At 67.6% G+C, this 23,822-nt stretch carries 19 protein-coding genes, 3 tRNA genes and 2 pseudogenes; 23 read left to right on the top strand and 1 reads right to left on the bottom strand.

Annotated elements, in window-relative coordinates; all coding sequences use genetic code 11:
• Positions 1-37 precede the first annotated feature (37 nt).
• From CSW60_RS05315 to CSW60_RS05295, 5 genes and pseudogenes are all read left to right on the top strand, one after another.
• A pseudogene (locus tag CSW60_RS05315) lies at positions 38-2,840 on the top strand (TonB-dependent receptor).
• Between the two features lie 139 nt (positions 2,841-2,979).
• Positions 2,980-5,292: an alpha-N-acetylglucosaminidase gene (locus CSW60_RS05310; RefSeq protein WP_099536254.1), complete on the top strand. Its 2,313-nt coding sequence runs from the start codon at positions 2,980-2,982 to the stop codon at positions 5,290-5,292.
• A complete protein-coding gene (locus tag CSW60_RS05305) occupies positions 5,289-6,407 on the top strand; it encodes an acyltransferase family protein (RefSeq protein WP_099536253.1) in 1,119 nt (372 codons plus the stop codon). The genes CSW60_RS05310 and CSW60_RS05305 overlap by 4 nt, the downstream gene beginning before the upstream one ends.
• An 8-nt stretch (positions 6,408-6,415) precedes the next feature.
• Positions 6,416-7,660, top strand: coding sequence for a histidine-type phosphatase (locus CSW60_RS05300; protein WP_099536252.1), 1,245 nt, complete (start codon positions 6,416-6,418; stop codon positions 7,658-7,660).
• 94 nt (positions 7,661-7,754) lie between these two features.
• Positions 7,755-10,280, top strand: a complete 2,526-nt coding sequence (locus tag CSW60_RS05295; RefSeq protein ID WP_099537553.1) for a glycosyl hydrolase 115 family protein — start codon at positions 7,755-7,757, stop codon at positions 10,278-10,280.
• Between the two features lie 174 nt (positions 10,281-10,454).
• Here CSW60_RS05295 and CSW60_RS05290 read toward each other — a convergent pair.
• Positions 10,455-10,529, bottom strand: a tRNA-Thr gene (locus CSW60_RS05290).
• 90 nt (positions 10,530-10,619) lie between these two features.
• Between CSW60_RS05290 and CSW60_RS23425 the strand changes: the two genes are divergently transcribed.
• The 18 genes and pseudogenes from CSW60_RS23425 to CSW60_RS05200 all read left to right on the top strand — a co-directional run bounded on the left by CSW60_RS23425 (position 10,620) and on the right by CSW60_RS05200 (position 23,696).
• Positions 10,620-11,072, top strand: a complete 453-nt coding sequence (locus tag CSW60_RS23425; protein WP_161495625.1) for a hypothetical protein — start codon at positions 10,620-10,622, stop codon at positions 11,070-11,072.
• A gap of 113 nt (positions 11,073-11,185) precedes the next feature.
• Positions 11,186-12,475: a UDP-N-acetylglucosamine 1-carboxyvinyltransferase gene (gene murA / locus CSW60_RS05280; RefSeq protein ID WP_099536251.1), complete on the top strand. Its 1,290-nt coding sequence runs from the start codon at positions 11,186-11,188 to the stop codon at positions 12,473-12,475.
• Positions 12,476-12,478: 3 nt separating this feature from the next.
• Positions 12,479-12,922, top strand: a complete 444-nt coding sequence (locus CSW60_RS05275) for a DUF2948 family protein (RefSeq protein ID WP_099536250.1) — start codon at positions 12,479-12,481, stop codon at positions 12,920-12,922.
• A 135-nt stretch (positions 12,923-13,057) separates the two neighbouring features.
• On the top strand, positions 13,058-14,332 hold the full coding sequence (gene hisD / locus CSW60_RS05270; protein WP_099536249.1) for a histidinol dehydrogenase: 1,275 nt from the start codon (positions 13,058-13,060) through the stop codon (positions 14,330-14,332).
• A 45-nt stretch (positions 14,333-14,377) separates the two neighbouring features.
• Complete coding sequence (locus CSW60_RS05265) at positions 14,378-14,860, top strand: UPF0262 family protein (RefSeq protein ID WP_099536248.1); 483 nt, start codon at positions 14,378-14,380, stop codon at positions 14,858-14,860.
• 2 nt (positions 14,861-14,862) lie between these two features.
• Positions 14,863-15,318, top strand: a complete 456-nt coding sequence (locus tag CSW60_RS05260) for a low molecular weight phosphatase family protein (protein ID WP_099536247.1) — start codon at positions 14,863-14,865, stop codon at positions 15,316-15,318.
• A gap of 74 nt (positions 15,319-15,392) precedes the next feature.
• Complete coding sequence (gene infA, locus CSW60_RS05255; RefSeq protein WP_004617696.1) at positions 15,393-15,611, top strand: translation initiation factor IF-1; 219 nt, start codon at positions 15,393-15,395, stop codon at positions 15,609-15,611.
• Between the two features lie 7 nt (positions 15,612-15,618).
• On the top strand, positions 15,619-16,224 hold the full coding sequence (locus tag CSW60_RS05250; RefSeq protein WP_099536246.1) for a nucleoside triphosphate pyrophosphatase: 606 nt from the start codon (positions 15,619-15,621) through the stop codon (positions 16,222-16,224).
• Positions 16,221-17,281, top strand: a pseudogene (locus tag CSW60_RS05245) (ribonuclease E/G). The gene CSW60_RS05250 and the pseudogene CSW60_RS05245 overlap by 4 nt, the downstream one beginning before the upstream one ends.
• Positions 17,278-17,451 carry a DNA gyrase inhibitor YacG gene (locus CSW60_RS05240; RefSeq protein WP_099536244.1) on the top strand — a complete coding sequence of 58 codons (174 nt, stop codon included), beginning with the start codon at positions 17,278-17,280 and terminating at the stop codon, positions 17,449-17,451. The pseudogene CSW60_RS05245 and the gene CSW60_RS05240 overlap by 4 nt, the downstream one beginning before the upstream one ends.
• A gap of 99 nt (positions 17,452-17,550) precedes the next feature.
• Positions 17,551-17,626, top strand: a tRNA-Phe gene (locus tag CSW60_RS05235).
• Positions 17,627-18,197: 571 nt separating this feature from the next.
• On the top strand, positions 18,198-19,100 hold the full coding sequence (locus tag CSW60_RS05230; RefSeq protein WP_099536243.1) for a MotA/TolQ/ExbB proton channel family protein: 903 nt from the start codon (positions 18,198-18,200) through the stop codon (positions 19,098-19,100).
• Positions 19,101-19,105: 5 nt separating this feature from the next.
• On the top strand, positions 19,106-19,537 hold the full coding sequence (locus CSW60_RS05225) for a biopolymer transporter ExbD (RefSeq protein ID WP_099536242.1): 432 nt from the start codon (positions 19,106-19,108) through the stop codon (positions 19,535-19,537).
• A gap of 12 nt (positions 19,538-19,549) precedes the next feature.
• Positions 19,550-20,281: an energy transducer TonB gene (locus CSW60_RS05220; RefSeq protein WP_099536241.1), complete on the top strand. Its 732-nt coding sequence runs from the start codon at positions 19,550-19,552 to the stop codon at positions 20,279-20,281.
• A 129-nt stretch (positions 20,282-20,410) separates the two neighbouring features.
• Positions 20,411-20,487 (top strand) — tRNA-His (locus tag CSW60_RS05215).
• A 270-nt stretch (positions 20,488-20,757) separates the two neighbouring features.
• Positions 20,758-21,354, top strand: a complete 597-nt coding sequence (locus CSW60_RS05210) for a YfiR family protein (protein WP_236634216.1) — start codon at positions 20,758-20,760, stop codon at positions 21,352-21,354.
• A complete protein-coding gene (locus tag CSW60_RS05205; RefSeq protein WP_099536239.1) occupies positions 21,351-23,075 on the top strand; it encodes an ATP-binding protein in 1,725 nt (574 codons plus the stop codon). Before CSW60_RS05210 ends, CSW60_RS05205 begins: the two co-directional genes overlap by 4 nt.
• A gap of 81 nt (positions 23,076-23,156) precedes the next feature.
• On the top strand, positions 23,157-23,696 hold the full coding sequence (locus tag CSW60_RS05200) for a hemerythrin domain-containing protein (protein WP_099536238.1): 540 nt from the start codon (positions 23,157-23,159) through the stop codon (positions 23,694-23,696).
• Positions 23,697-23,822: the final 126 nt, after the last annotated feature.

The raw sequence follows: 23,822 nt of genomic DNA, 5'->3' as shown, positions 1-23,822 counted from the left end.
AAGCGAGCAAAATAAACGACTTAGGTTTTGCGGCGTGTTGGCCGCCAGCTTTACTGTCTATCCATGCGGGCCAAAAAAGGTATTTCAATGGTCTGCTTAACCATCAAGGCGCGCGGTCTTGCAGCCGTATCAGCGTCAGCAGTCAAACGGGGGATACAAAAATGATCGATCCGAAATCGAAGAACGCGGCCGCGCGCCGCAAGGCTTTCACGCTGGCCCTGCTGGGCGGCGTCTGCTTCGCCGACATGGCTCTGGCCCAGACGGCGCCCGCGCCGGCGGCCGAGCCGGAAGCGGTGGACGAAGTCATCGTCACCGCCTTCCGCAAGAGCCTGGCCACCGCCCTGGAAGTGAAGCGCAAGGACGTCCGCGTCTCCGACGGCATCTCGTCGGAAGACATCGGCAAGTTCCCGTCGGAAAACATCGCCGAGGCCATCCAGCGCATTCCGGGCGTCCAGATCTCCAACATCAACGGCCGCGGCTCGACGATCAGCATCCGGGGCCTCGGCCCGCAGTACGCCCTGACCACCGTCAACGGTCAGGCCTTCAAGAGCTCGAACTTCACCGACGGCTTCCGCTACGACGTCATCCAGACGGAACTGGCCTCGGGCATCCAGGTCTATAAGTCGCCGACGGCCGACATGGACGCGGGCGGCCTGGCTGGCACCGTCAACATCGACACGGTCCATCCGTTCGACGTGAAGGGCCGCCAGATCATCATCGCCGGCAAGGCCCAGAAGCAGGATCTGATTGGCGGCAGCCCGACCGGCAAGTACGGCCTGACCTATGTCGACCACTTCCTGGACGGCAAGCTGGGCGTGTTCCTGGGCGGCGGCTATCAGGAGCTGAAGGACCGCGGCGACTATCTGTGGATGGACCGCTGGACCGTCAGCAACGGCACCTACACCCCGGCCCGCCTGCGCTATCGCCGCATCGACCGCGAGACCAAGCGCTCGATGCTGAACGGCGCCCTGCAGTTCAAGCCGACCAGCGACCTGCAGGTTGACGTGATCGCGACCTACGCCAAGGACAAGACCACGCAGGACCTGCACCAGCAGGTGTTCTTGCTCACGACGCCTTCGGCCTCGAACGTCGTGCCGATCACGGTGACCAACGGCACCGCCACCAAGGTCCAGGTCAACAACTTCCGCCTTGAAAACAACCACCAGTTCGAGAACCGTCCGCAGTCGACGGGCGCCCTGACGACCAACATCCACTACACGGGTATCGAGAACTGGGATTTCAAGGCCGTCGGCCACTACTCGCGCGGCAGCGCCAAGCATAACGAAGAAGCCGCGATCCTCGGCATCAACATCCCGAGCGCGACCATCGACATCAGCAACCCGAAGAACGTCGTCTTCACGACCTCGACGCCGCTGACGGATACGGCCCAGTACAACACGTCCACGCTGATCCGGAACACCTATCCGAACGGCGCCTATCGCTCGATCGACTCGTACGAGGACGCGGCCCAGTTCGACGCCAAGCGCTTCCTCGACTGGGGCGTCCTGGAGTCGGTCCAGGTCGGCGCCAAGACGCGTCACGAAGTGCTTAAGCGCAACGTGATCCGTCGGGACGGCCAGAACACGATCCCGGCCTCTTACTCGCCGACCATGGCCGCCACGGGTCTGTCGATCACCAACTTCCTGGACGGCGAAGCGACCCTGCCGGCCGCGTGGGTGTCGCCGAACCTGCAAGCCTATCGCGATGCGCTGAAGGCCCAGGGCGTGACGGTGTACGCCGCGTTCGATCCGTCGGGCAGCTTCCGCGTCGAGCGTGATCTGACCTCGTTCTACACCATGGCCAACCTGAAGGGCGAAGTGCTGTCCAAGACCTTCCGCGGCAACGTGGGCGTCCGCAGCGAAAGCACCGACCAGACGGTGAAGGGCTATGTCGGCGGCGCGGCCAACCCGCTGAACACCGAAGTGAAGCTGGTCGCCGGCACCTACACGACCAAGAAGTCGTACGACAACATCCTGCCGTCGGCTAACTTCAGCCTGGACCTGACCGACAACCTGCTACTGCGCTTCGCCGCCGCCAAGGTGCTGGTGCGTCCGATCATCGACTCCAACAACCAGCTGGCCACCACCAAGACCACCACCACCGACACGACGGGCAAGAAGGTCAACACGATCTCGATCGGCCAGGGCGACCTGGACCCGATGACCGCCAACCAGATCGACCTGACGCTGGAGTGGTACTACGGCCAGGGCAACGGTCTGTCGGCGGGCTACTTCTCGAAGAAGGTCAAGAACGGCGTCTTCACGTCGGTCGTCTGCCCGACTTCGTATGAAGGCGTCACGCTGTCGAAGGACGCCACCGGCGTCTGCGTCTCGGGCGCCGGCGACACCTACTCGATCACCCAGAGCTTCAACGACGACAAGACGGTCGACATCCACGGCTACGAAGTGAACTGGCAACAGTCGTTCGACGCCTGGCTGCCGATCAAGGGCTTTGGTCTGATCACCAACTACACCCACGTCAATCCGGCGACCTCGACGACCGGCTTCCGTCTTGCCAACCTGTCGGAGCACACCGCCAACGGCACGCTGTACTGGGAAAACCAGACCTTCAGCGCCCGTCTGTCGGCCAACTACCGCAGCGCCTATGACCAGACCTCGGTGGAAAGCTTCTTCGCCGGCCCGCTGGGTCACACGGTCAAGGCGCGCACCCAGCTCGACCTGAACCTGGGCTACAACTTCAACGAACACCTGAGCTTCGCCTTCGCGGCGATGAACATCAACAACGCGCAGGAAGAGTCCTATCTGGGCAACGCCAGCCGTTGGCAGGAAACCTCGGTCACGGGCCCGAGCTACTACCTGTCGTTCCAGTACAAGATGTAACGCGTTCGGCGCGGCGCTCTCTTCCTCCCCTGAGCGCCGTGTCCTTCCTGGCCCTGTCCGCGCCCGGACAGGGCCTTCCCCCTGGCGCCCGCCGTTTTCCTTCTCCTAGGCGGCGGGCGTCCCTTTTTTGTAGATCCTGATGCCGATGAAAGCCTCTCTGAACCGACGTCAGGCGTTGATCTCCGCGGCCGCCGCCGCCATCGCGGGGCCCGCCTTCTCCGCGCCCGCCGCCAAGGGCGCCGCCGCCGCCCGCGAGAGCCTGCGCCGCCTGTTCGGCCCGCGCCTCGCCGGGGTGAACTTGGCCCTGAGCCCGAGCGCCGGGCGCTCCTGGTATTCGGTCAGCGGCAAGGCCGGCCAAATCTCCATTTCCGGCGATACGCCCGTGGCCCTCGTGCGCGGCGCCTACGCCTATCTGAACCAAGCGGGCTTGGCCCACGTCAGCTGGGAGGGCGATCGGATCGCCCAGGGCGGAACTCTGCCCGCCGCTTCCGGCGCGCGCGTCGAGACACCCTTCCGCCACCGCGCCTATCTGAACACCTGCACCTACGGCTACACGACCCCCTGGTGGGGCTGGACCCGCTGGACGCGCGAGATCGACTGGATGGCGGCGCACGGCGTCGACATGCCGCTGGCCATGGAAGGCCAAGAATATGTCTGGCGCGCCCTATGGCGCGAGTTCGGCCTCGGCGAGGCGGAACTGGCCGACTACTTCTCGGGCCCGGCCTTCACGCCCTGGCAGCGCATGGGCAACATCGAGGGCTATCGCGCCCCGCTGCCGGCCAACTGGATCGACAAGAAGAAGGACCTGCAGGTCAAGATCCTGGGCCGCATGCGCTCCCTGGGCATGACCCCGATCCTGCCGGCGTTCGGCGGCTACGTGCCCAAGGCCTTCGCCCAGAAGAACCCCAAGGCCCGCATCTACCGGATGCGGCCCTGGGAGGGCTTCCACGAGACCTATTGGCTGGATCCGGCCGACCCACTGTTCGCCAAGATCGCCGGCCGTTTCCTGGCGCTCTACACGGAGACCTACGGGGCGGGGACGTACTATCTGGCGGACTCGTTCAACGAGATGCTCCCGCCGATCAACGCCGATGGCGCGGATGCTCGCGACGCGGCCTATGGCGATGGGACGGCCAACACCGCCGTGACCAAGACCAAGATCGAGGTCGATCCCGCGCTGAAGGCCCAGCGTCTGGCCGCCTATGGCAAGGCCATCTACGACTCTATCCGCCAGGCGCGGCCCGACGCGGTCTGGGTGATGCAGGGGTGGCTATTTGGGGCCGACAGCCACTTCTGGGATTCGGCGGCGATCTCGGCCTATCTGAGCCTGGTTCCCGACGACAAGCTGATGATCCTGGACATCGGCAACGACCGCTATCCGGACGTCTGGAAGAACGCCAAGGCCTTTGGCGGCAAGCCGTGGATCTATGGCTACGTCCACAATTACGGCGGCAGCAATCCGGTCTATGGCGACCTCGACTACTATCGCCGGGACATTCCGGCCATCGCGGCCAATCCCGAGGCGGGCAAGTTGGCGGGGTTCGGCATGTTCCCCGAAGGCCTGCACAACAACTCCATCGTCTATTCGGCTGTCTATGACCTGGCCTGGGGCGCGGGGCAGGAGTCGCTGTCGGCCTGGCTGTCGACCTACGCCCGCGCGCGCTACGGCAAGACCTCGCCGGAACTGGACGCGGCCCTGGGCCAGCTGGTCGAGGCGGCCTATTCGACCCGCTACTGGTCGCCGCGCTGGTGGAAGAGCAAGGCCGGCGCCTATCTCTTCTTCAAGCGTCCCACGGCGACCATCGGCGAGTTCCCGCCGCATCCGGGCGACCGCGCCAAGCTGGAAGCGGCCGTCAAGGCGCTGACGGCCCTGGCCCCGGCCTATGGCAGCGAGCCGCTGTTCGTGCTGGACCTGACCGACGCGACGCGCCACCTGGCGACGCTGAAGATCGACGACCTGTTGCAGGCCGCCGTCGCCGCCTATCGCCGGGGCGACACCGTCGCGGGCGATCAAGCGCGCGCCGAGATCGAGGCGCTAGCGCTGTCGATCGACAAGCTGCTGGGCGTCCAGCCCGAGACCCTGGCCACCTGGATCGACGACGCCCGCGCCTATGGCGACACGCCCGCCGACGCGGCGGCCTATGTCGCCAACGCCAAGGCCCAGGTCACGGTGTGGGGCGGGGAGGGGAACCTCAACGACTACGCCTCCAAGGCCTGGCAGGGGCTGTATCGCAGCTTCTACCTGCCGCGCTGGTCGCTGTTCCTCGACGCGCTGAAGGCGGCCGGGACCGGGACCTTCGACGAGCCCGCCGCCGTGCGGGCCAGCATCGCCTGGGAGCGCGCCTGGGTGGACGCCGAGGTCGCCTATCGCCGCGACAAGCCCGCCGATCCGATCGGCGAGATAAGGACCCTGGTCGCACGGATCGGCCAGGGCGGGGAGAAGACCGCATGAGCAAGCCCGCCGCCCGCTTCCTGTCCCTGGACGTGTTCCGGGGCCTGACGGTCTGCCTGATGATCGTGGTCAACACCGCCGGCCCCGGCGCCAAGGCCTTCACCCAGCTGGTGCACGCGCCGTGGTTCGGCTTCACGGCCGCCGACGCGGTGTTCCCCTCGTTCCTGTTCGCCGTCGGCTGCTCGATGGCCTTCGCCTTCTCGCGACCGATCCCGACGCAAGAGTTCATGGCAAAGGTGCTGCGGCGCGCGGCCCTGATCTTCCTGCTCGGCTTCCTGATGTACTGGTTCCCGTTCGTGAAGAAGGTGGACGGGCACTGGGCGCTGATCCCGTTCGCCGACACCCGGATCATGGGCGTGCTGCAGCGGATCGCGCTGGCCTATCTGCTGGCGGCCCTGGCGGTGCGCTGGCTGTCGCCGCGTCTGATCGTGGCGTTGTCGGCGGTGCTGCTGCTGGGCTACTGGGCGATCCTGATGACGTTCGGTGATCCCGCCGCGCCGCTATCCAAGCTCGGTAACGCTGGCACGCATCTGGACCTCTTCCTGATCGGCCAGAACCACCTCTATCGCAAGGACGGCGGCTTCGATCCCGAAGGCCTGCTCGGCACGCTGCCCTCGACGGTCAATGTACTGGCCGGCTATCTGGCCGCGCGGTTCCTGAAGGAGAACCCGGGCTCGAGCTCGGCCCTGACGCGGATGGCCGTGGCGGGTGTCGTTCTGATCCTGGCCGGCCTCGCCTGGAACCCGCTGTTCCCGATCGCCAAGAAGCTTTGGACCGGCAGCTTCGTGCTGCTGACCGTCGGCATCGACCTGGTCCTGCTGGCCGGCCTCACCAAACTGCTGGAAGGCAAGGAGCCCAACCGCGCGACCTATTTCTTCCAGGTGTTCGGTCTCAACCCGCTGGTGATCTATCTGTTCTCGGAGATCTTCGTGACCGTGCTGGGCATGATCGAAGTCGCTCCGGGCGTGGGCGTCTACAAATGGATCGGCGTCAACATCTTCCAGGCCATGGCGCCGGGCGCGATCGGCTCGCTGCTGTGCGCCATCGCCTACATGCTGGTTTGCTGGCTGCTGGGCTATGTCATGGATCGCCGCGGCATCGTCGTGAAGCTTTAGGAGCCGTCATGCGCCTGTCCCTTCGCATCGCCGCCGTCGCCATTGCTCTGAGTTCGGCGACCTCGGCGTCGGCCGACACGCTTGAGAAGGTCGTGATCCTCAGCCGCCACGGCGTGCGGGCGGCGATGTCGTCGCCGGAGAAGCTGGAAGAGGCCTCGGCGCGTCCCTGGCCGCGCTTCGAGGTTCCCGCTGGCCACCTGACCGCGCGAGGCCAGACCCTGGTCGCGCGGATGGGCGACTACTATCGCCAGTCTTACGCGGCGCAGGGCCTGCTGAAGGCCGGCGACTGCTCGGCGGTCTATGTCTGGGCGAATGTCACCCAGCGCACCATCGCCACGGGCAAGGCCTACGCCGCCGCCCTGGCGCCCGGCTGCCCGGTTGTCGTGAACACGGTGGGCGAGGGCAACAACGATCCGATGTTCGAGCCGGTGAAGGCCGGGATCGCCAAGCCCGATCACGCCTTGGCCCGCGCGGCCGTCGCCGGACGCGTCGGCGGCGACCTGACCGCCTGGAGCGCCAGCCACCGCCAGGAGGCGGAGCAACTCGACGCCCTCTTGATGCAGTGCGCCAAGGGCCCGTGCCCCGCCGCGCCCGGCAAGCGCCGCGTCTTCGACGCCAAGCCTGGCTTCGTGGACGGTGAGGACCTTGCGGGCGTCGCTGGCCCCGAGGCCTTCGCCTCGGGCGTCACCGAGAGCCTGCTGATGGCCTGGGCCGACGGTCACGACTTCGCCGCGCTCGGCTGGAAGGGTCTCGACGAGGAGACCCTGACCCGCTCGTTCTTCCTGCACCAGGCCGAGTTCGACCTGCGGCTGCGCACGCCCTATGTGGCGCGGATTCTGGCCGGGCATCTGGCTGATCGGCTGCTGGCCACTGTCGAGGGCGGCGCGGCCTCTATCGGTCCGGCCGACGCCAAGCTGGTGGTCATCTCCGGCCATGACGGCACCCTGGCCTCGCTGGGCGGCTTGTTGCGGATGGAGTGGGCTCTGCCAGGCTATCAGCCCAACCAGATCCAGCCGGGCGGCGCCTTGGTGTTCGAGCGCTGGAGGCGCGACGACGGCGTGCGCGTGGTTCGCGTGCGCTTCACTGGCCAGAGCCTCTCGCAGCTGCGGAACATGACAACCCTGGACGACAAGAACCCGCCGCTGTCGGCCCCGGTGTTCATCCAGGGCTGCGGCACGGCGACCCCGGCCTTCGACTGCCGGCTAGAAGACTTCGAAGGCGTCGTGCGTCGCGCGACGCGCGCGGACGGCTAAGCGGCCGCTCGGCGGCTAAGGAACGTCGCCCAGCGAATGGGCGCGAACGACGGCGCCGCCCAGCGTCGCGCGTAGGGAGTATGTGATGAAGTGGATGCATGTCGCGGCGGTCTGCGCCCTGGCCCTGGCCTCGTCGGCCGTTCCAACTCGTGGCGTCCTGGCCGCTGGCGTCTCGAGCCGCGCCGTCGCCGAGACCGCGCCGATCTTCGCCGACGGTCCCGTCCGAGGCGGCTTCCAGCTCGTGGGCGCGGGCGTGGTCCCGACCATCGTGGTCGATCAGGCCGACGCCGCCGTCGTGCGCCACGCCGCCGATGACCTTTCCGACGACATCCAGACCGTCACGGGCCAGCGCGTGGCTGTCGCCGCCGCGCCCGCCGGCAAGACCGCGATCCTGGTCGGCACGCTCGGCCAGAGCAAACTGATCGACCAGCTGGTCGCCGCCAAGCGCATCGACGTCTCGCGTCTCAAGGGCGTCTGGGAGAGCTTCGTCATCGCGACCGTCGACCGTCCCATGCCCGGCGTCGACAAGGCCCTCGTCGTGGTCGGCAGCGACCGGCGCGGGACGGCGTTCGGCGTCTATGAGGTCGCCCAGGCCATGGGCGTCTCGCCCTGGGCCTGGTGGGCCGACGTGACGCCCAGGCATCGCGACGCCCTCTATGTGCGCGCCGGCGTCCATCGCTTTGGCCCGCCTTCGGTTCGCTATCGCGGCGTCTTCGTCAACGACGAGGACTGGGGCCTCTATCCGTGGGCCGTGAAGACCTTCGATCCCGAGCGCGGCGATATCGGCCCTAAGACCTACCGCAAGGTCTTCACCCTGCTGCTGCGCCTGAAGGCCAACACGCTGTGGCCGGCGATGCACCACACCACCGCGCCGTTCAACTCCGATCCGGCAAACGCCAAGCTGGCCGAGGAGTACGGCGTCGTCATGGGCTCGTCCCACGCCGAGGCCATGCTGCGCAACAATGTCGGCGAGTGGAAGGACGACCCAGCCAAGTTCAACTACGCAGCCAATCCCGACGGTGTGAAGGCCTATTGGGAAGAGCGCGCCAAGGCCAACGCCGGCTACGAGAGCCTGTGGACCGTCGGCATGCGCGGCATCCACGACACCGGCATGGTCGGTCCCAAGACGACCGAGGAAAAGGTCGCCCTGCTGGACAAGATCATCGCCGACCAGCGCGAGATCCTGGCCAAGAACGTCAACGCCGACGTCGCCAAGATCCCGCAGATTTTCGTGCCCTATAAGGAAGTGCTGGGGATCTATCGCGCCGGACTGAAGGTCCCCGACGAGGTGACGATCGTCTGGCCCGACGACAACTTCGGCTACATCCGCCAGTTCGCCAGCGCCGAGGAGGCCGCACGCAAGGGCGGGGCGGGGGTCTATTACCACCTCTCGTACCTCGGCTATCCGCTGGCTTATCTGTGGCTCTCCACGACGCCGCCGGCTCTGGTGCAGGAGGAGATGACCCACGCCTGGGACAAGGGCGCGCGCAACGTCTGGATCGCCAATGTCGGCGACATCAAGCCGGCCGAGATCGGGACCAGCCACTTCCTGGAGATGGCCTGGGACATCGACCGCTGGCGCGGCAAGAGCCAGAAGCAGTTCCTGCAGGACTGGACGGCTCGCAACCTGGGTCCCGACCTCGCGGCCAAGACCGCCGACCTGATGGACCGCTACTACCGCCTGAACTTCGAGCGCCGTCCCGAGCACTTGGAATGGCAGCCCAAGGCCGAGAGCCGTCACCTGTCGAGCTATACGCCCGAGGAGGTCAACGCCCGCCTGAAGGCCTTCCGCGCGCTGGTCGACGAGACCAAGGCGACCGGCCAGCAGGTCTCGCCGGAGCTGCGCGACGCGTGGTTCGAACTGGTCGAGTTCCCGATCCGCGTCTCGGCGGCGGCGAACATGCGATTCTTCGCGGCCGAACGGTACAACGAGCTGATCGACGGCCAGCAGGCCATGGCCCGCTCCGCGGGCGGCGCGGCGGTCGAGGCCCAGGCCGAGATCACCGCCCTGACCGATCGCTTCAACAACCAGATCGCCGGCGGCAAGTGGCGCTGGCTGATGCCTGAGGAGCCCGCCGACAGCCAGTGGCGCATCTATCGCGCTCGCTCAATCCCGCTGCCGGGCGCGGGCCTCACGGCCGATCCTGGCCCGTTCCTGAGCGTCGTCGATAAGGCCGGCCCCGTGGGCGGCCTGACGACGGAGGCCGAGGCCTTCACGGCCAACACCGGCTGGCGCCTGGTGGAGGGCGTCGGACGCGGGCAGGGCGTGATGGTCGCCGACTCGGCCGGCGCGTCTTTGTCGTTCAAGGTCCAGGTCCCGGCGACGGGCCTCAGCCTGCAACTGGGCGCGCTGCCGATCTTCCCGGACGGGCAGGGGGGCGACATCGTCCTGGACGTCAGCATCGACGGCGGTCCGGCCCAGAAGGTCTCCTGGCCGCGCGCCGTAGGCTCGCCAGCCTGGGCCCAGGGCGTGCTCGACAACCTGCTGAAGGCCTCGGTCGGACCCGAGCTTTCGCCGGGGCCGCACACCGTGCAGGTGGTCGCCCGGACGGGCCGCGTCGCGCTCGACCAACTGCGCCTCGCCGCGCCCGAGATCGTGCCGACGCACGAGAACCACTGACAACGTCGTAGGCGCTGGCGGTCGTCACCGGACGGCCGCCAAAGGCTGCTCGGACAGTCGCTCGCCGCGCCGGACAGCGTTGGGGCGCGAAGACGCGTGCCCGCGCCAAAGGCGCAGCGAAATCAAGATTGTCTGGGAAGTGGTGGGGACCCAAGTTCTTTACTTGGGTCCCCATGGTGCCGCCGGGCAGGATTGAACTGCCGACCTCAGCCTTACCAAGGATGCGCTCTACCACTGAGCTACGGCGGCGACGAGGAGGGGGCGTATAGCGAGGAGAATCGCGAACGCCAAGCCCAAAATCGTCTTGACCGAACAACTTTGTCGCCGCACCCCGGCGATATGCCGATAAGCGACGACAAAGCGACCCGCGAGGCCAAGCTGGCCGAGGCCCTCAGGACCAACCTGCGCAAGCGAAAAGCCGCGTCCCGTGGGCTTTCCAGCGATCTCGACCCGGCGATCGAGGCCGCGCGCGCCGCGCCGCGGCCGTATAACGCCGTTCGGAAGTTGCTGGGGATAAGTCATCGCGACGGGACGCGCGCCGAGTTGGTCGTGGAGCTTTCCGTCCCTTTCCCGAATCCGGACGGGGAGGGGTGGGCCGTGGCGGTTCGGCTGACGGGCGGAGGCGGCCAGTTCGACACCGACGCCGGCAAGGCCGCGTTCGGGCGCGACGGCCTCGCGGCGACCCGTAAGGCGATCGATCTGGCCCTGGTCGCCCTCGACCTCGCCAGCACGGCCTACGACCTGCGCTGGCCTGAGGACGAGCGCCCCTACGATCTCTCCGCGCCCATCTAGCCCGCCAAATTTAGCCGTGGAGCCCTTGCAACCCCTCTTGCAACGGATAGAACCCGCCCCTCACATGTGAGCCGCGCCGGGCCACCCCCGCCTTGGCGCGTTCGAGGGACGTAATGGATCGCATCGCCATCACCGGCGGCGCGCAGCTGAACGGGACGATCCCGGTCAGCGGCGCCAAGAACTCGGCCATCAAGCTGATGGCGGCCAGCCTGCTCACCGACGAGCCGCTGCGCCTGACCAACATGCCGCGCCTGGCGGACACGCGCTTCCTGGGCAAGCTGCTGACGCGCCTGGGCGTCCAGGTCACCGAGAGCGACGGCCCTGATGGCCAACAGACCCTCCTGCACGCGCCTGAGATCACCAGCGGTTTCGCGCCTTACGACTTGGTCCGCCAGATGCGCGCCTCGTTCAACGTGCTGGGCCCGCTGGTCGCCCGTTCGGGCCAGGCCAAGGTCAGCTTGCCCGGCGGTTGCACCATCGGCGCGCGCCCGGTCGACCTGCATCTGCAGGCCCTGGAAGCGCTGGGCGCCAAGATCGACCTGCACGAGGGCTACGTCTACGCCCAGGCCCCGCGCGGCCTGAAGGGCGCGGAGATCACCTTCCCGATCGTGTCGGTTGGCGCCACCGAGCACGCCATGCTGGCGGCCGTCCTGGCCGACGGCGTCACCGTGATTCACAACGCCGCTTGCGAGCCTGAGTTGGCCGACCTTCAGGACTGCCTGAACGCCATGGGCGCCAAGGTCGAGGGCGCGGGCACGCCGACCATCACGATCACGGGTGTCACCCGCCTGAAGGGCGCGACCCACGCGGTGATCCCCGATCGTATTGAAATGGGCACCTACGCCGTCGCCGCCGCCATGGCGGGCGGCGAGGTGCGCCTGACCAACGCTCGTCCGGGCCTGATCGACGCCCTGCTGGACAAGCTCAAGGAAGCCGGCGCCGGCGTCGAGCCGACCGCCGACGGCGTCATCATCCGTCGCAACGGTCACCGCCTGGACTCGGTCGACATCGAGACCGCGCCGTTCCCGGGCTTCGCCACCGACCTGCAAGCGCAGTTCATGGCGCTAATGACCACGGCCAAGGGCGAGAGCCGGATCCGTGAGACCATCTTCGAAAACCGCTTCATGCATGCGCCCGAGCTGATGCGCCTGGGCGCCGACATCTCGGTGTCGGGCGGCGAGGCCCGCGTGCGCGGCGTCGAGCGCCTGGAAGGCGCCGAGGTGATGGCCACCGACCTGCGCGCTTCGGTCAGCCTGGTGATCGCCGGCCTGGTCGCGCGCGGCGAGACGACCGTGTCGCGCATTTACCACCTCGACCGTGGCTTCGAGCGCCTGGAAGAGAAGCTGGGCGCCTGCGGGGCGCAGGTCCGTCGCATCAAGGGCGACGGCGAGCCGGAGCTCTAGCCGATGGCCGACAACGCCAAGCCGCTGCGCCTGCTGGCCCACGAAGCCGAGGACCTCGCCGTGCTGTCCGCCGCCCTGCAGGACGCGATCGCCAAGATCGGCGACATCCGCTGGGACGCGCAGGCCCGCACCCTGACCATCGCCTGCAACCGCTTCCGCTGGGAAGCGCTGGGCAAGCGCGCCAAGGCGGGCGAGCGGGTGCGCTCGGCCCTGCAGTTCGGTGACGTCGCCGGCGTTCAGGCGCGTAACCTGCGCCGCGACGCCAAGGGCGCGGTGGTCGAGCTGCTGTCCATCGCCTTCGAGGCGGCCGAGGAGGCGCCGGCGGGCGTCGTCACCCTGACCTTCGCGGGGGGCGGCGACATGCGGGTGGCGGTGGATTGCCTGGACGTGGCCCTGGCCGACGTCTCCGATCCCTGGGCAACGCCGCGTACGCCGGGGCACGACTAAATCGGCTCGAAGAGACGCGGAGCGGGAAGAGGCGGGCTCGCAAGCACTTTCCCTTCCGGTCCTTCGGACCACCTCCCCCGCTGGGGGGAGGATTTGGCTCTTGCATACCGGCGCAAAAGCCGCATCTAGCAGCGCATGCGCCGTTTCTCCTTCTCCGCTCCCGATTTCCAGGCCGCCTTCAAGGCCTTCCTCGATGAACGCCGCGGTTCGCCGGCCGATGTTGACGCCGCCGCGCGCGACGTGCTGGAGGCGGTCAAGGCGCATGGGATCGAGGCGGTGCTCGAGTTCAGCCGCAAGTTCGACAAGGTCGAGCTGACCGCCGAGACGATCCGCGTCACGCCGGAAGAGATTGAGGCTGGCTGGGCCGCGACACCCGCCGACGTGCGCGAGGCCATCGCCTTCGCCGCCGCCCGCATTCGCGCCTATCACAGCCGCCAGCGCCCCGCCGACCAGGCCTGGACCGACGAGGCCGGCGTGGAGCTGGGCTGGCGCTGGACGCCGCTGGAAGCCGTAGGCGTCTATGTGCCCGGTGGTCGCGCGGCCTATCCCTCGACCGTGCTGATGAACGCCGTACCGGCCCAGGTGGCCGGCGTCGATCGCATCGCCATGGTCACCCCGCCTGGCAAGCTGCAGCCGGCGGTGCTCGCGGCGGCCAAGGAGGCGGGGGTCACCGAGATCTGGCGGGTGGGCGGGGCCCAGGCGGTCGCCGCCCTGGCCTATGGCGCGGGGCCGATCCAGCCGGTCGACAAGATCGTGGGCCCCGGCAACGCCTTCGTCACCGCCGCCAAGCGCCGTCTCTATGGCGTGGTTGGCATCGACGCCCTGGCGGGGCCGTCGGAGATCGTCGTGGTCGCCGACAAGGCCAACAATCCCGACTGGATCGCCGCCGACCTGCTGAGCCAGGCCGAGCACGACCCGGCCGCCCAGTCGATCCTGATCACCGACGACGAGGCTTTCGCCGCCCAGGTGGAGCAGGCCGTTTCTGAGCGGCTCAAGACCCTGGCGACCGGCGAGGACGCCGCCGCCTCCTGGCGCGACCACGGCGCGGTCATCATCGCGCCGCTGGACGAGAGCCCGGCCCTGGTCGACGCCATCGCCCCCGAGCACGTCGAGTTCGCGATGGATAATCCCGAGCGCCTTTCGGATCGCGTCCGCCACGCCGGCGCGATCTTCCTGGGCCGCGTGACGCCCGAGGCGATCGGCGACTATGTGGCCGGCTCCAACCACGTGCTGCCGACCAGCCGCGCGGCGCGCTTCCAGTCGGGCCTGTCGATCTACGACTTCATCAAGCGCACCTCGATCGTGAAGTGCGACGCCGCGTCGTTTGGCGTCCTGGGCCCGCACACCGTGGCCCTCGCGAAGGCCGAAGGACTGCCCGCCCACGCCTTGTCGGCCGAAATCCGCCTTTAGGAGAGGTTGCCTTCGGCCGGCCGACGCGCGAACCTCCCGCGTCAGATGAGCACCGAAGACGACCACGCCCGCCAACGGATCCAGTCGATCGAGATCGACGAGCAGAGCCTCGCGGCTGCCTCGCGCGACCAGGAGCAGGAGCGCCAGGTCGCGATCTTCGATCTTCTGGACGGCAACTACTTCGAGCCCGCCGAGGCGGCGGGCGGCCCCTACGACGTCAAGCTTTCGCTGGTCGAGAATCGCCTGGCGTTTGACATCGCGGGTCCTGGCTATGCGCGCCGGCACCTGCTGTCGCTGTCGCCGTTTCGAGGGGTGATCAAGGACTACTTCCTGATCTGCGACAGCTACTATGCGGCGATCCGCAACTCGACGCCGCAGCAGATCGAGGCCTTGGACATGGGCCGGCGGGGGCTGCACAACGAAGGCTCGAACCTTCTGCGCGAGCGTCTGGACGGCAAGGTCAAGACCGACCTCGACACCGCCCGGCGCCTTTTCACCCTGATCTGCGCCCTGCACTGGCGGGGGTAGGGGTGGGGGAGCTTCCGGACGCGGTGCTGTTCGCCTGCAACTACAACCGCGTGCGCTCGCCGATGGCGGAAGGGTTGTTCAAGCGGTTCTACGGCAAGCGGGCCTTCGTCGATTCCTGCGGCCTGAAGGGCGATCCGACCGGCGAGGGGATCGATCCGTTCGTCGTGGCGGTGATGGACGAACTGGGTCTGGACGTCTCGGATCACAAGCCCAAGACCTTCGCCGAGCTTGAGGACGGCAGTTTCGACGTCGTGGTCTCGCTGACGCCCGAGGCGCAGCACCGGGCGGTGGAGCTGTCGCGCGATCGCGCCGTGGATATCGAGTACTGGCCGACCCACGATCCCACCCTGGTGGACGGCTCGCGCGAGGCCCGGCTGGAGGCTTATCGCGAGGTCCGAGACGCCCTCGCCGACGCCATCAAGCAACGTTTCGGGGCGCCATCGACGTTTGGGGGGTAATTGCGTTATAGAGGCGCCTCGCCGCGAGGACCCTCGTCTTCGCGGCAATCCGATTCGTCCCTTTGAGAGGCCTGATGGCTAAGGAAGAACTGCTCGAGTTTCCCGGCACGGTCAGCGAATTGCTGCCCAACGCCACGTTCCGCGTGAAGCTGGAAAACGATCACGAGATCATCGCCCACACCGCCGGCAAGATGCGCAAGAACCGCATCCGCGTCCTGGCCGGCGACAAGGTCCTGGTCGAGATGACCCCCTACGACCTGACCAAGGGCCGTATCACCTACCGCTTCAAGTAAGACGCCGATGGCTCCGACGACGGCAGCCCAAGCGGCCGCCGGGCCGGCGCTGGTGCTGGCCAGCGCGAGCCCCCGGCGCCTCGACCTGCTGGCCCAGGTCGGCGTCACGCCCGACCGGGTCGATCCCGCCGACATCGACGAGACCCCGCTGCGCGACGAGACCCCGCGTCGCCACGCCTTGCGGCTGGCGCGGGAGAAAGCGCGCGCCGTCGCCGCCCGCGCGCCGGGCGACTTCGTCCTGGCCGCCGACACGGTCGTGGCCGTGGGCCGACGCATCCTGCCCAAGGCCGAGACCGAGGCCGACGCGCTCTACTGCCTGAAGCTGTTGTCGGGCCGGAATCACAAGGTGCTGACGGGCGTGGCCCTGATCGCACCCGACGGCCGCCTGTCCTCGCGGCTGGTCGAGACCAAGGTTGGCTTCAAGCGCCTGTCCGACGCCGAACGCGACGCCTACGTCGCCAGCGGCGAATGGAAGGGCAAGGCCGGCGGTTATGGCGTCCAGGGGCTGGCCGGCGGCTTCATCACCGATCTGCAGGGCTCCTATCCCAGCGTCGTGGGCCTGCCGCTGTATGAGACGCTGAACCTGCTCTCCGGCCTGGGCTACCGTCCATGAGCGCCAAATCATGAGTGAAAGACGGGCCTATCTCTACAAGGGCGTCGGCGAGACGGTCGGGGTCGTCACCCTGGACGGCCGTCCCGAGCGCCTGTTCGTCTCCTGGCCCACCGACGATCCGTTGGACGCCGAGGGCGTGCGCGGCGTCGCGCGCGTCAAGTCGATCGAGAAGACCTTCGCCTCGGCGTTCGTCGCCTTGCCCGGCGGCCAGGACGTGATCCTGCCGCTGCGGCCCGACATGCCCAAGCTGGTCGAGGGCGGTCTGGTCGAGATCGAGATCAAGACGGCTTCGCGCCTCGGCAAGGCCGCAGTCGCCCGCTTCGTGGCGGAAGGGCAGGGCGAGCCACGCGTGCTGGCCGCCGCGCCGTCCGTCGAGGAGCGCCTCCGGCACTATGTGAAGGCCGGGTCGCCCACGACCGGCGACAAGGCTCTGCAAGCCGTCGAGGAGGCCGAGGCCGACGCCCTTGCGACGATCTTCGCCCTGCCGGGCGGCGGTGACATCGCCGTCGAGCCGACTCGCGCCCTGACGGCCGTCGACGTGGATCTGGGCGCTCGCGAGGCGTCCGATTCGAAGCGCGCCGCGCGGCAGGCCAACATGGCCGCCCTCAGCGTCGCGGCGCGGGTTCTGCGCCTCAAGGGCTTGGGCGGAATCATCGTCTTCGACCTGGTCGGTCGCGGCCATGACGGCCAAGCCCTGACCACGGCGGCGCGCAACGTCTTCGCGGCGGACAATCCTGGGGTCGGCGTCGGCGCGATCAGCAAGTTCGGCACGCTGGAGATGATCGTCCCGCGCCGCGCGCCGCCGATCCTGGATCGCTTTCTGACGCCCGCCGGGGCGCCGAATCCTCGTCACCAGGCGCGTCTCCTGGCGCGGGCCCTGGAGCGCGAGGGCAGGGCGCAGGGCGGCGCTCGCCTGACCGCGCGCTGTTCGTCGGCCGTCGCGGAGGCTTTCGCCGTCGAGCTCGACGCCGGCGTCGCCGATCGTCTGGGCCGTCGCTTCACCGTCGAATCCGAGACCAATTGGCCCGACGACCTCATGGAGGTGTCCGCCACATGAGCACGGGATGCCCGATTTGCGGCAAGCCTGTCGAAAAGGCCTTCCGCCCCTTCTGTTCCAAGCGTTGCGCGGACGTGGATCTGCAGCGCTGGTTGAGCGGTCGTTACGTGGTCCCCGGCGGCGACGACGACGAGGAAAATCCGTCTTCGGAAGCCATCAACAGAGAATGATAAAAGGGCGCTGGACTTCGCCGCGCGCCTTCTCTATAGACCCGGCTCCTCGCTTCACGGCGAGGTCGCCGGCGCGGTTTCGGACCGCCAAGCGCAGATGCCTGGGTAGCTCAGTTGGTAGAGCAGCGGATTGAAAATCCGCGTGTCGCTGGTTCGATTCCGGCCCCAGGCACCACTTCCCTTGATTTTCTGGACAGACGGCTTGCAGGGCGCTTTCGCGCCCGTGTCGAGTGTCATTTTTCCTTCATGTCGCCGCGCGGTCTCGGTGGCGCCGCCGTCCTTTTGCCGCGTCGGCAGGCGCCTTTCTTCACCGACCATTGTTTTGTTGCCTTGCTGCAGTGCAGCATCGCCAATCTTCTTGCCAGGGGAAAAACGCCCCGTTTTCCCGAAAAGCCCTTTGTGCGTCGCGGTAAATGGCGGGGCGCGCGGGGCTCTACGACGATTTTGTGCCCAAATGAGCCCCTTGACGGTGCGAAAAGGGGTTGCCAAAGGACCACAGCCGCAATTCTAACATTGCGGTAAGACCGGAGCCCCTCAACAGGGCCTCGGTCGCACGCGCTTCGAAACGATCCTTCTGGAGGCCTAGTCCTCGTGGGGGGCGTAACGGGTCGAGCGCAGCGAAGCGGGTCCGTCCCGAGGGGAGAGAAATCGAACCTAGGAACGGGCTATTCAGAGTTAGGGTGGAGACGCTCTCGCGCGACGACCCTCGGTCCAAACGTGCTAGACCAATCAGGAACTGGCGACAGATGCTCGACATTAAACGGAAGACCCCCCTCATCGCTCTCGTCGGCGCCGTTGCGCTGATGGCGAGCGCCCCGGCGTTCGCTCAGGACGCCAAGCCCGCCGATCCGGCCGCCGCGACCGCTCCGGCCGACGCCGCCGCCGCTCCGGCCCCGGAAGCTGCTCCGGCTCCGGAAGCCGCTCCGGCTGACGCCGCCGCCGCTGAAGGCGAAAAGAAGGGCCACTCGCTGACGCCCGTCGGCATGTTCCTCGCCGCCGGCGCCGTCGTTAAGGTCGTCATGATCGGCCTGCTGCTGGCCTCGGTCTTCTCGTGGGTGCTGCTGCTCACCAAGATTTTCGAGTTCGCCGGCCTGAACAAGCAATCGGACAAGTTCCTGGAAGCCTTCCGCGGCGCTCGCTCGATCGCCGACATCGCGCGCATCAGCTCGTCGGAAGAATTCGAAGGCAACCCGATGGCCGACATGGCCGCCGCCGCCTCGCAGGAAGTCGAACTGTCGCGTCAAGCTGGCCTGCAAGTCGCCGGCGAGCACCGCGACTCGACGCTGGCCCGCGCCACCTACGCCATCAACGCCGTCCAGTCCTCGCTGGCCAAGCGTCTGTCGGGCGGCATGGTGTTCCTGGCCTCGGTCGGTTCGGCCGGTCCGTTCATCGGTCTGTTCGGTACGGTGTACGGCATCATGACGTCGTTCATCGGCATCGCGAACACCAACACCACCAACCTCGCCGTCGTGGCGCCGGGTATCGCTGAAGCCCTGCTCGCCACCGGTATCGGCCTCTTCGCCGCTATCCCGGCCGTTATCTTCTACAACTACTTCCAGACCCGCATCTCGGGTTACGGCACCCGCTCGGAAGGTTTCGTTGCTGAACTGATGAACGCCATCTCGCGTCAGCTCGACAAGGGGGCGTAACACCCATGGCCGCCAAACTTTCAGGCGGTGGGGGCGACAGGTTCAACGTCGAACAGAACAGTGAGATCAACGTTACGCCCTTCGTGGACGTTATGCTGGTCCTTCTGATCATCTTCATGGTGGCCGCTCCGCTAGCCTCCGTGTCGATCGAGGTGAACCTGCCGTCGGCGGTGGCGAAGTCATCGCCGCCTCCATCCAAGCCGGTTTACGTCACGATCAAGGAGTCGGGTCAGCTCTACCTTGGCGACAACGAGACCAGCATCGATGAGCTGGGCTTCGACATCACCAAGAGCATGGGCCGTCGCGATCCTACCAAGGAGCGCATCTTCATCCGGGCCGACGAAAAGGTTCGCTACGGGGCTTTCATGGAGGTGATGAACACCCTCCAGGATAATGGCTTCTACAGCGTGGCGCTCGTTGGACGGGATGATAGCTAGTAGGGGTGCTGCATGGCTGAACAACAAACGCCCGAGCATCGCCACTACGATCCGCTCACCTCGGAAGGTCCGCGTCGCAAAAAGGGCATGGGGCCGTTCGGCGTCGCGCTGATTGTGGTGCTCGGTCTGCACGGACTGCTCTTCGCGTACCTCGCGAAGCAGAAGTTCGAAGCGGTGTTCCAGGAGTATTCGGACGACGCGACGGTCGTGGAGCTACCTCCGCCTCCGCCGCCGCCTCCGCCGCCTCCGCCGCCGCCGCCGCCGACCAATGAGCCGCCGCCGCCTCCGGCCGTGGTGCAGCCGCGTCCCCCGGTGGCTCCGCCGCCGGACGTGACGCCGCCGCCGCCGCTGCCGATCCCGCCCGTTGAAAAGCGGGTCGAGACGACCGCTCCGCCGGTCATCTCGCAGGCTCCGCCGGTTCCGACGAACCCGCCGGCTCGCGCCTCGGTCGTGACCCGTCCGGACTGGGCCCGTAAGCCCAGCGCCGACGACATGGCCCGCTACTTCCCCGACCGCGCTCAGCGGATGGAAGTCAGCGGTAAGGCGACGATCTCGTGCACCGTCACGGCGAAGGGCACGCTGGAAGGCTGCTCGGTGGTCTCTGAGACCCCCGCGGACATGGGCTTCGGCGACGCGGCTATCCGCTTGTCGCGCCTGTTCCGGATGAAGCCGAAGACCCTCGACGGCGCGCCCGTCGACGGTGGCCAGGTGACCGTCCCGCTGGTGTTCCAAGTCCCGCAATAGGACCTGGATACAGGCGACGACCAAGAAGCGCCCCGGAGTTTCGGCTCCGGGGCGTTTTCCTGTTAAAATCGTCTGGATCGGCGCTTGATCCCAGGGGCCGATCCGACTAAAGACGACGCCTCGCGATGAGCCGGCTTAGCTCAGTTGGTTAGAGCGCTAGATTGTGGATCTAGAGGTCCTCGGTTCGAGCCCGAGAGCTGGTACCATCGCAAGCCTTTGAAAAGCCCGGGTTCGCCCGGGCTTTTTGCTTTTTCGGCTCACAGCGCCGCTTGGCCTCCAAAATGTCACGGGAATGGGATCGAACGGCTAGGCTTGGAGCTTGGCGGGTTCAGGCCGATCATTCGCGGCTGGTCCTGGCTCGGCTCGAACAGGATCGACGGTGAAGCCGTTCATGCTTGGGGCTATCAAGTCGCTAGGCGAAGCGCGGAGGGGACTGGCGCATGGTTTTGGGCGTTCCGCCCAGCGGCCCGCGGTCGATGCGGGGAGGAGGTTCCAAGCCGCGCCGGCTGTCGGCTGCGGCGGCGCTTCTCCTGTGTCTGCAGGGCGGCGTGGCGCTGGCCCAGGACGGCGCGCGCGAGGCGCATGAGCGTCGTCACGCCCCTCATCACGGCGGCTATCCGGTGAAGGCCAGTCACCTGGCGAAGTTCCCGGCCTTCGTCACTTGGCCCGACACGGCGTTCGAGACGTCCTCCAGCCCCTTTCGGCTGTGTATTGGCGGCGTGGATCCGTTTGGCCCGCTTATCGACCGCCTCGCCCAGAATGCGCGGGTGGGCGATCACGAAATGATGGTGACGCGGCTGTCTTCAGTGGCCAAGGGCGCGGACTGCCATGTGCTGTTCGTCTCGGCGTCACGGGGCCAGACGCCACGTGAGATGATCGCGGCCGTTGCGGGACGTCCCGTGCTGACCGTCGCCGACGACGGCCTCGACGCGGCGGGCGCCATGATCCAGTTCGTGACGCTCGAGGGGCGGGTGCGCTTCGAAATCCGTGGCGACGCCGCCCAGGCGGAAGGGCTGGTGATCAGCTCCAAGCTGCTCTCCCTGTCCGTCACGCGTGGGACTGGCGAGCGATGAGCGAGGCGGCGAAGGCTCCGCGCCGGCCATGGCGACCGGCTCTGACCGTCTGGATGGCGGTGACCCTGGCCGTCGCCATTGTCGTCGCCGCCTTCGCCATGGCCGTCTACAACGAGCGCCTGGGGCAGCAGGAGAAGCTTCGCCAGGCCGAGGTGCAGCTGCGCATCCTGGCCGGCAGCATGGCCGCGCCGTTGGCCTTCGACGATCGCTCGGCCGCCCGCGAATATGTCGGCGCCCAGAGTTCCAATCCCGACGTCGAGGCCGTCGGGGCCTACGACATGCAAGGCGCGCTCGCCGCCGGCTATACGCGCGCCGGCGCGCCGCCGCCGGCCCGCAATGTTCTGGGTCCGCCGCGGATCGTCGGCCCCCGGCTCGTGCTGACGGCGCCGGTGACCGAGGGCGACACCGTGCTGGGGTCTGTCTATCTGCGCACGGTGCTGGAGTCGCCCACGCGACGCGCCATGCGCTACGCCGGCTTCGCCCTGCTGATCGTTATGGCCGCACTGCTGGTCGCCGTGCTGGGCGCCGCCGGCGCGCGCGAGGCCGAAGCCTATCGCAAACTCAAGGCCGAGATCCGCGAACGCGAGAAGGCCGAGGAAGCTCTGCGCCAGTCGCAGAAGATGGAGGCCATGGGCCAACTGACCGGCGGCGTGGCGCACGACTTCAACAATCTTTTGATGGTCGCCTCCAGCGGTCTGGATCTGCTTGAGCGCACCTCCGACCCGGCGCGCCGCGAGCGCCTGCGCGACGGCATCCGCCAGGCCATCGACCGCGGCGCCAGCCTGACCCAGCAGCTCCTGGCCTTCTCGCGCCGCTCGCCGCTGAAGCCCGAGGTCATCGACATCGGCCAAAGGCTGTCGGGCATGCTGGCGATCCTGGACCGCTCGCTGCGCGAGGACGTCACGGTGCGGATCCAGCTGCCGCCGGATCTTTGGCGGGTCGAGGTCGACGCCTCGCAGATGGAGGTGGCGGTGCTGAACATCGCCATCAACGCCCGTGACGCCATGCCCGATGGCGGCACGATCACCATCGAGGCCCGCAACGAGCCTTCGGGGCGTCCGGACGGGGCCGGCGACATGGTTCGCCTGTCCATCCGCGACACAGGCGTTGGCGTCGCCCCGGACATGATTAGCCGCCTGTTCGAGCCCTTCTTCACCACCAAAGCGGTCGGCAAGGGCACGGGGCTGGGCCTGTCCCAGGTCTACGGCTTCGCCCGCGCCTCGGGCGGCGAGGTGGGCGTCGACAGCGTTCTGGGCGAGGGAACCACGATCTGGCTGCGGATTCCGCGCTCGACAAAGGCGCTGCTCAAGTCCGAGCCGCTGACGCTCCGGCCGCCGCCCTCTGACGGCGAACGCCAACGCGTGCTCCTGGTCGAGGACGATGACAGCGTCGCGCATCTGGTCGAGGAGATGCTGCGCGAGCTGGGCTATGAGGTCAGGCGTGTGGCGGACGGGAGCAGCGCCTTGGACGCGCTGCGCGCCGATCCGCGCTTCCAGCTGGTGTTCAGCGACATGGTGATGCCCGGCGACATTGGCGGGCTTGATCTTGCGCGCGACATCTCGCGGCTGCGGCCCGACCTGCCGGTGCTGCTGACCACGGGCTACAGCGCCGCCGCGGCCGCCGCCAGCAAGGAGGGGCGGCGGGTGCTGGTCAAGCCGTATCGGATCGAGGCCCTGGCCGCCGAACTGGACGCGGTGCTGGCAAGATCCGCCGGCGGCTAGAGGTTCCGCGCGCTCCCGATCCGGAACGACAAGCCGCGCCCAGGTGTTGGTTGGCGGTCGGGGATATCGAGGGAGAATTCCATGGCCGCCGCCACCAAGAGCTCATCGAGCAAAGCCAAGACCGCCAAGCCTCGCAAGGCGACCCGCCGCACGGGCCGCCGCGATCCGTTGGCCATTCGTCTGCTGAAGCAGGACCACCGCGAGGTGGAGAAGATGTTCGCCGAATACGAGCAGCTGGAGAGCGACAGCGAGAAGCTGGCGCTGTTCAACCAGATCGCCCTGGCCCTGAAGGTCCACACCCAGATCGAGGAGGAGGTCCTCTATCCGGAGAGCCGCGGCGAGGTCGAGGACGACCTGATCGACGAGGCCTATGTCGAGCACGACAGCGCCAAGAAGCTGATCGCCGAGATCGAGGCCATGAAGCCGGGCCAGGAGTTCTACGACGCCAAGGTCAAGGTGCTGGGCGAGTACATCAAGCACCACGTCAAGGAGGAGGAACAGCCCGGCGGCTTCTTCGCCCAGGCCAAGAAGGGCGACGAGGATCTCGAGGCCATGGGTGAGCGCATGAAGGCGCGCAAGGAAGAGCTGATGGCCAAGATGGGCGGCGCCAAGGCGAACTGATGCTCTAGGTTCCTCCCCCGTATCGCGGGGGAGGCGGCCCAGAGGGCCGGAGGGGGCGAGCCTGGCCTATGCCGCGTTAGCCCCCTTAGTCTCTCCGCGACAGCTCCCGCGCACCGCCGGGGAGCT

Origin of the sequence: Caulobacter sp. X, assembly GCF_002742635.1 — a bacterium.
In the GTDB taxonomy this organism is placed as follows: domain Bacteria; phylum Pseudomonadota; class Alphaproteobacteria; order Caulobacterales; family Caulobacteraceae; genus Caulobacter.
The sequence above is the reverse complement of the archived record's forward strand: the minus strand, read 5'-3'. Positions and strand labels throughout refer to the sequence as shown.

What these genes read in the sequence shown, in the direction of transcription:
- CSW60_RS05310 (WP_099536254.1), top strand. Translation starts at nt 2,980, where the DNA reads ATGCCGATGAAAGCCTCTCTGAACCGACGTCAGGCGTTGATCTCCGCG.
- CSW60_RS05305 (WP_099536253.1), top strand. Translation starts at nt 5,289, where the DNA reads ATGAGCAAGCCCGCCGCCCGCTTCCTGTCCCTGGACGTGTTCCGGGGC.
- CSW60_RS05300 (WP_099536252.1), top strand. Translation starts at nt 6,416, where the DNA reads ATGCGCCTGTCCCTTCGCATCGCCGCCGTCGCCATTGCTCTGAGTTCG.
- CSW60_RS05295 (WP_099537553.1), top strand. Translation starts at nt 7,755, where the DNA reads ATGCATGTCGCGGCGGTCTGCGCCCTGGCCCTGGCCTCGTCGGCCGTT.
- CSW60_RS23425 (WP_161495625.1), top strand. Translation starts at nt 10,620, where the DNA reads ATGCCGATAAGCGACGACAAAGCGACCCGCGAGGCCAAGCTGGCCGAG.
- murA (WP_099536251.1), top strand. Translation starts at nt 11,186, where the DNA reads ATGGATCGCATCGCCATCACCGGCGGCGCGCAGCTGAACGGGACGATC.
- CSW60_RS05275 (WP_099536250.1), top strand. Translation starts at nt 12,479, where the DNA reads ATGGCCGACAACGCCAAGCCGCTGCGCCTGCTGGCCCACGAAGCCGAG.
- hisD (WP_099536249.1), top strand. Translation starts at nt 13,058, where the DNA reads ATGCGCCGTTTCTCCTTCTCCGCTCCCGATTTCCAGGCCGCCTTCAAG.
- CSW60_RS05265 (WP_099536248.1), top strand. Translation starts at nt 14,378, where the DNA reads ATGAGCACCGAAGACGACCACGCCCGCCAACGGATCCAGTCGATCGAG.
- infA (WP_004617696.1), top strand. Translation starts at nt 15,393, where the DNA reads ATGGCTAAGGAAGAACTGCTCGAGTTTCCCGGCACGGTCAGCGAATTG.
- CSW60_RS05250 (WP_099536246.1), top strand. Translation starts at nt 15,619, where the DNA reads ATGGCTCCGACGACGGCAGCCCAAGCGGCCGCCGGGCCGGCGCTGGTG.
- CSW60_RS05240 (WP_099536244.1), top strand. Translation starts at nt 17,278, where the DNA reads ATGAGCACGGGATGCCCGATTTGCGGCAAGCCTGTCGAAAAGGCCTTC.
- CSW60_RS05230 (WP_099536243.1), top strand. Translation starts at nt 18,198, where the DNA reads ATGCTCGACATTAAACGGAAGACCCCCCTCATCGCTCTCGTCGGCGCC.
- CSW60_RS05225 (WP_099536242.1), top strand. Translation starts at nt 19,106, where the DNA reads ATGGCCGCCAAACTTTCAGGCGGTGGGGGCGACAGGTTCAACGTCGAA.
- CSW60_RS05220 (WP_099536241.1), top strand. Translation starts at nt 19,550, where the DNA reads ATGGCTGAACAACAAACGCCCGAGCATCGCCACTACGATCCGCTCACC.
- CSW60_RS05210 (WP_236634216.1), top strand. Translation starts at nt 20,758, where the DNA reads ATGCGGGGAGGAGGTTCCAAGCCGCGCCGGCTGTCGGCTGCGGCGGCG.
- CSW60_RS05205 (WP_099536239.1), top strand. Translation starts at nt 21,351, where the DNA reads ATGAGCGAGGCGGCGAAGGCTCCGCGCCGGCCATGGCGACCGGCTCTG.
- CSW60_RS05200 (WP_099536238.1), top strand. Translation starts at nt 23,157, where the DNA reads ATGGCCGCCGCCACCAAGAGCTCATCGAGCAAAGCCAAGACCGCCAAG.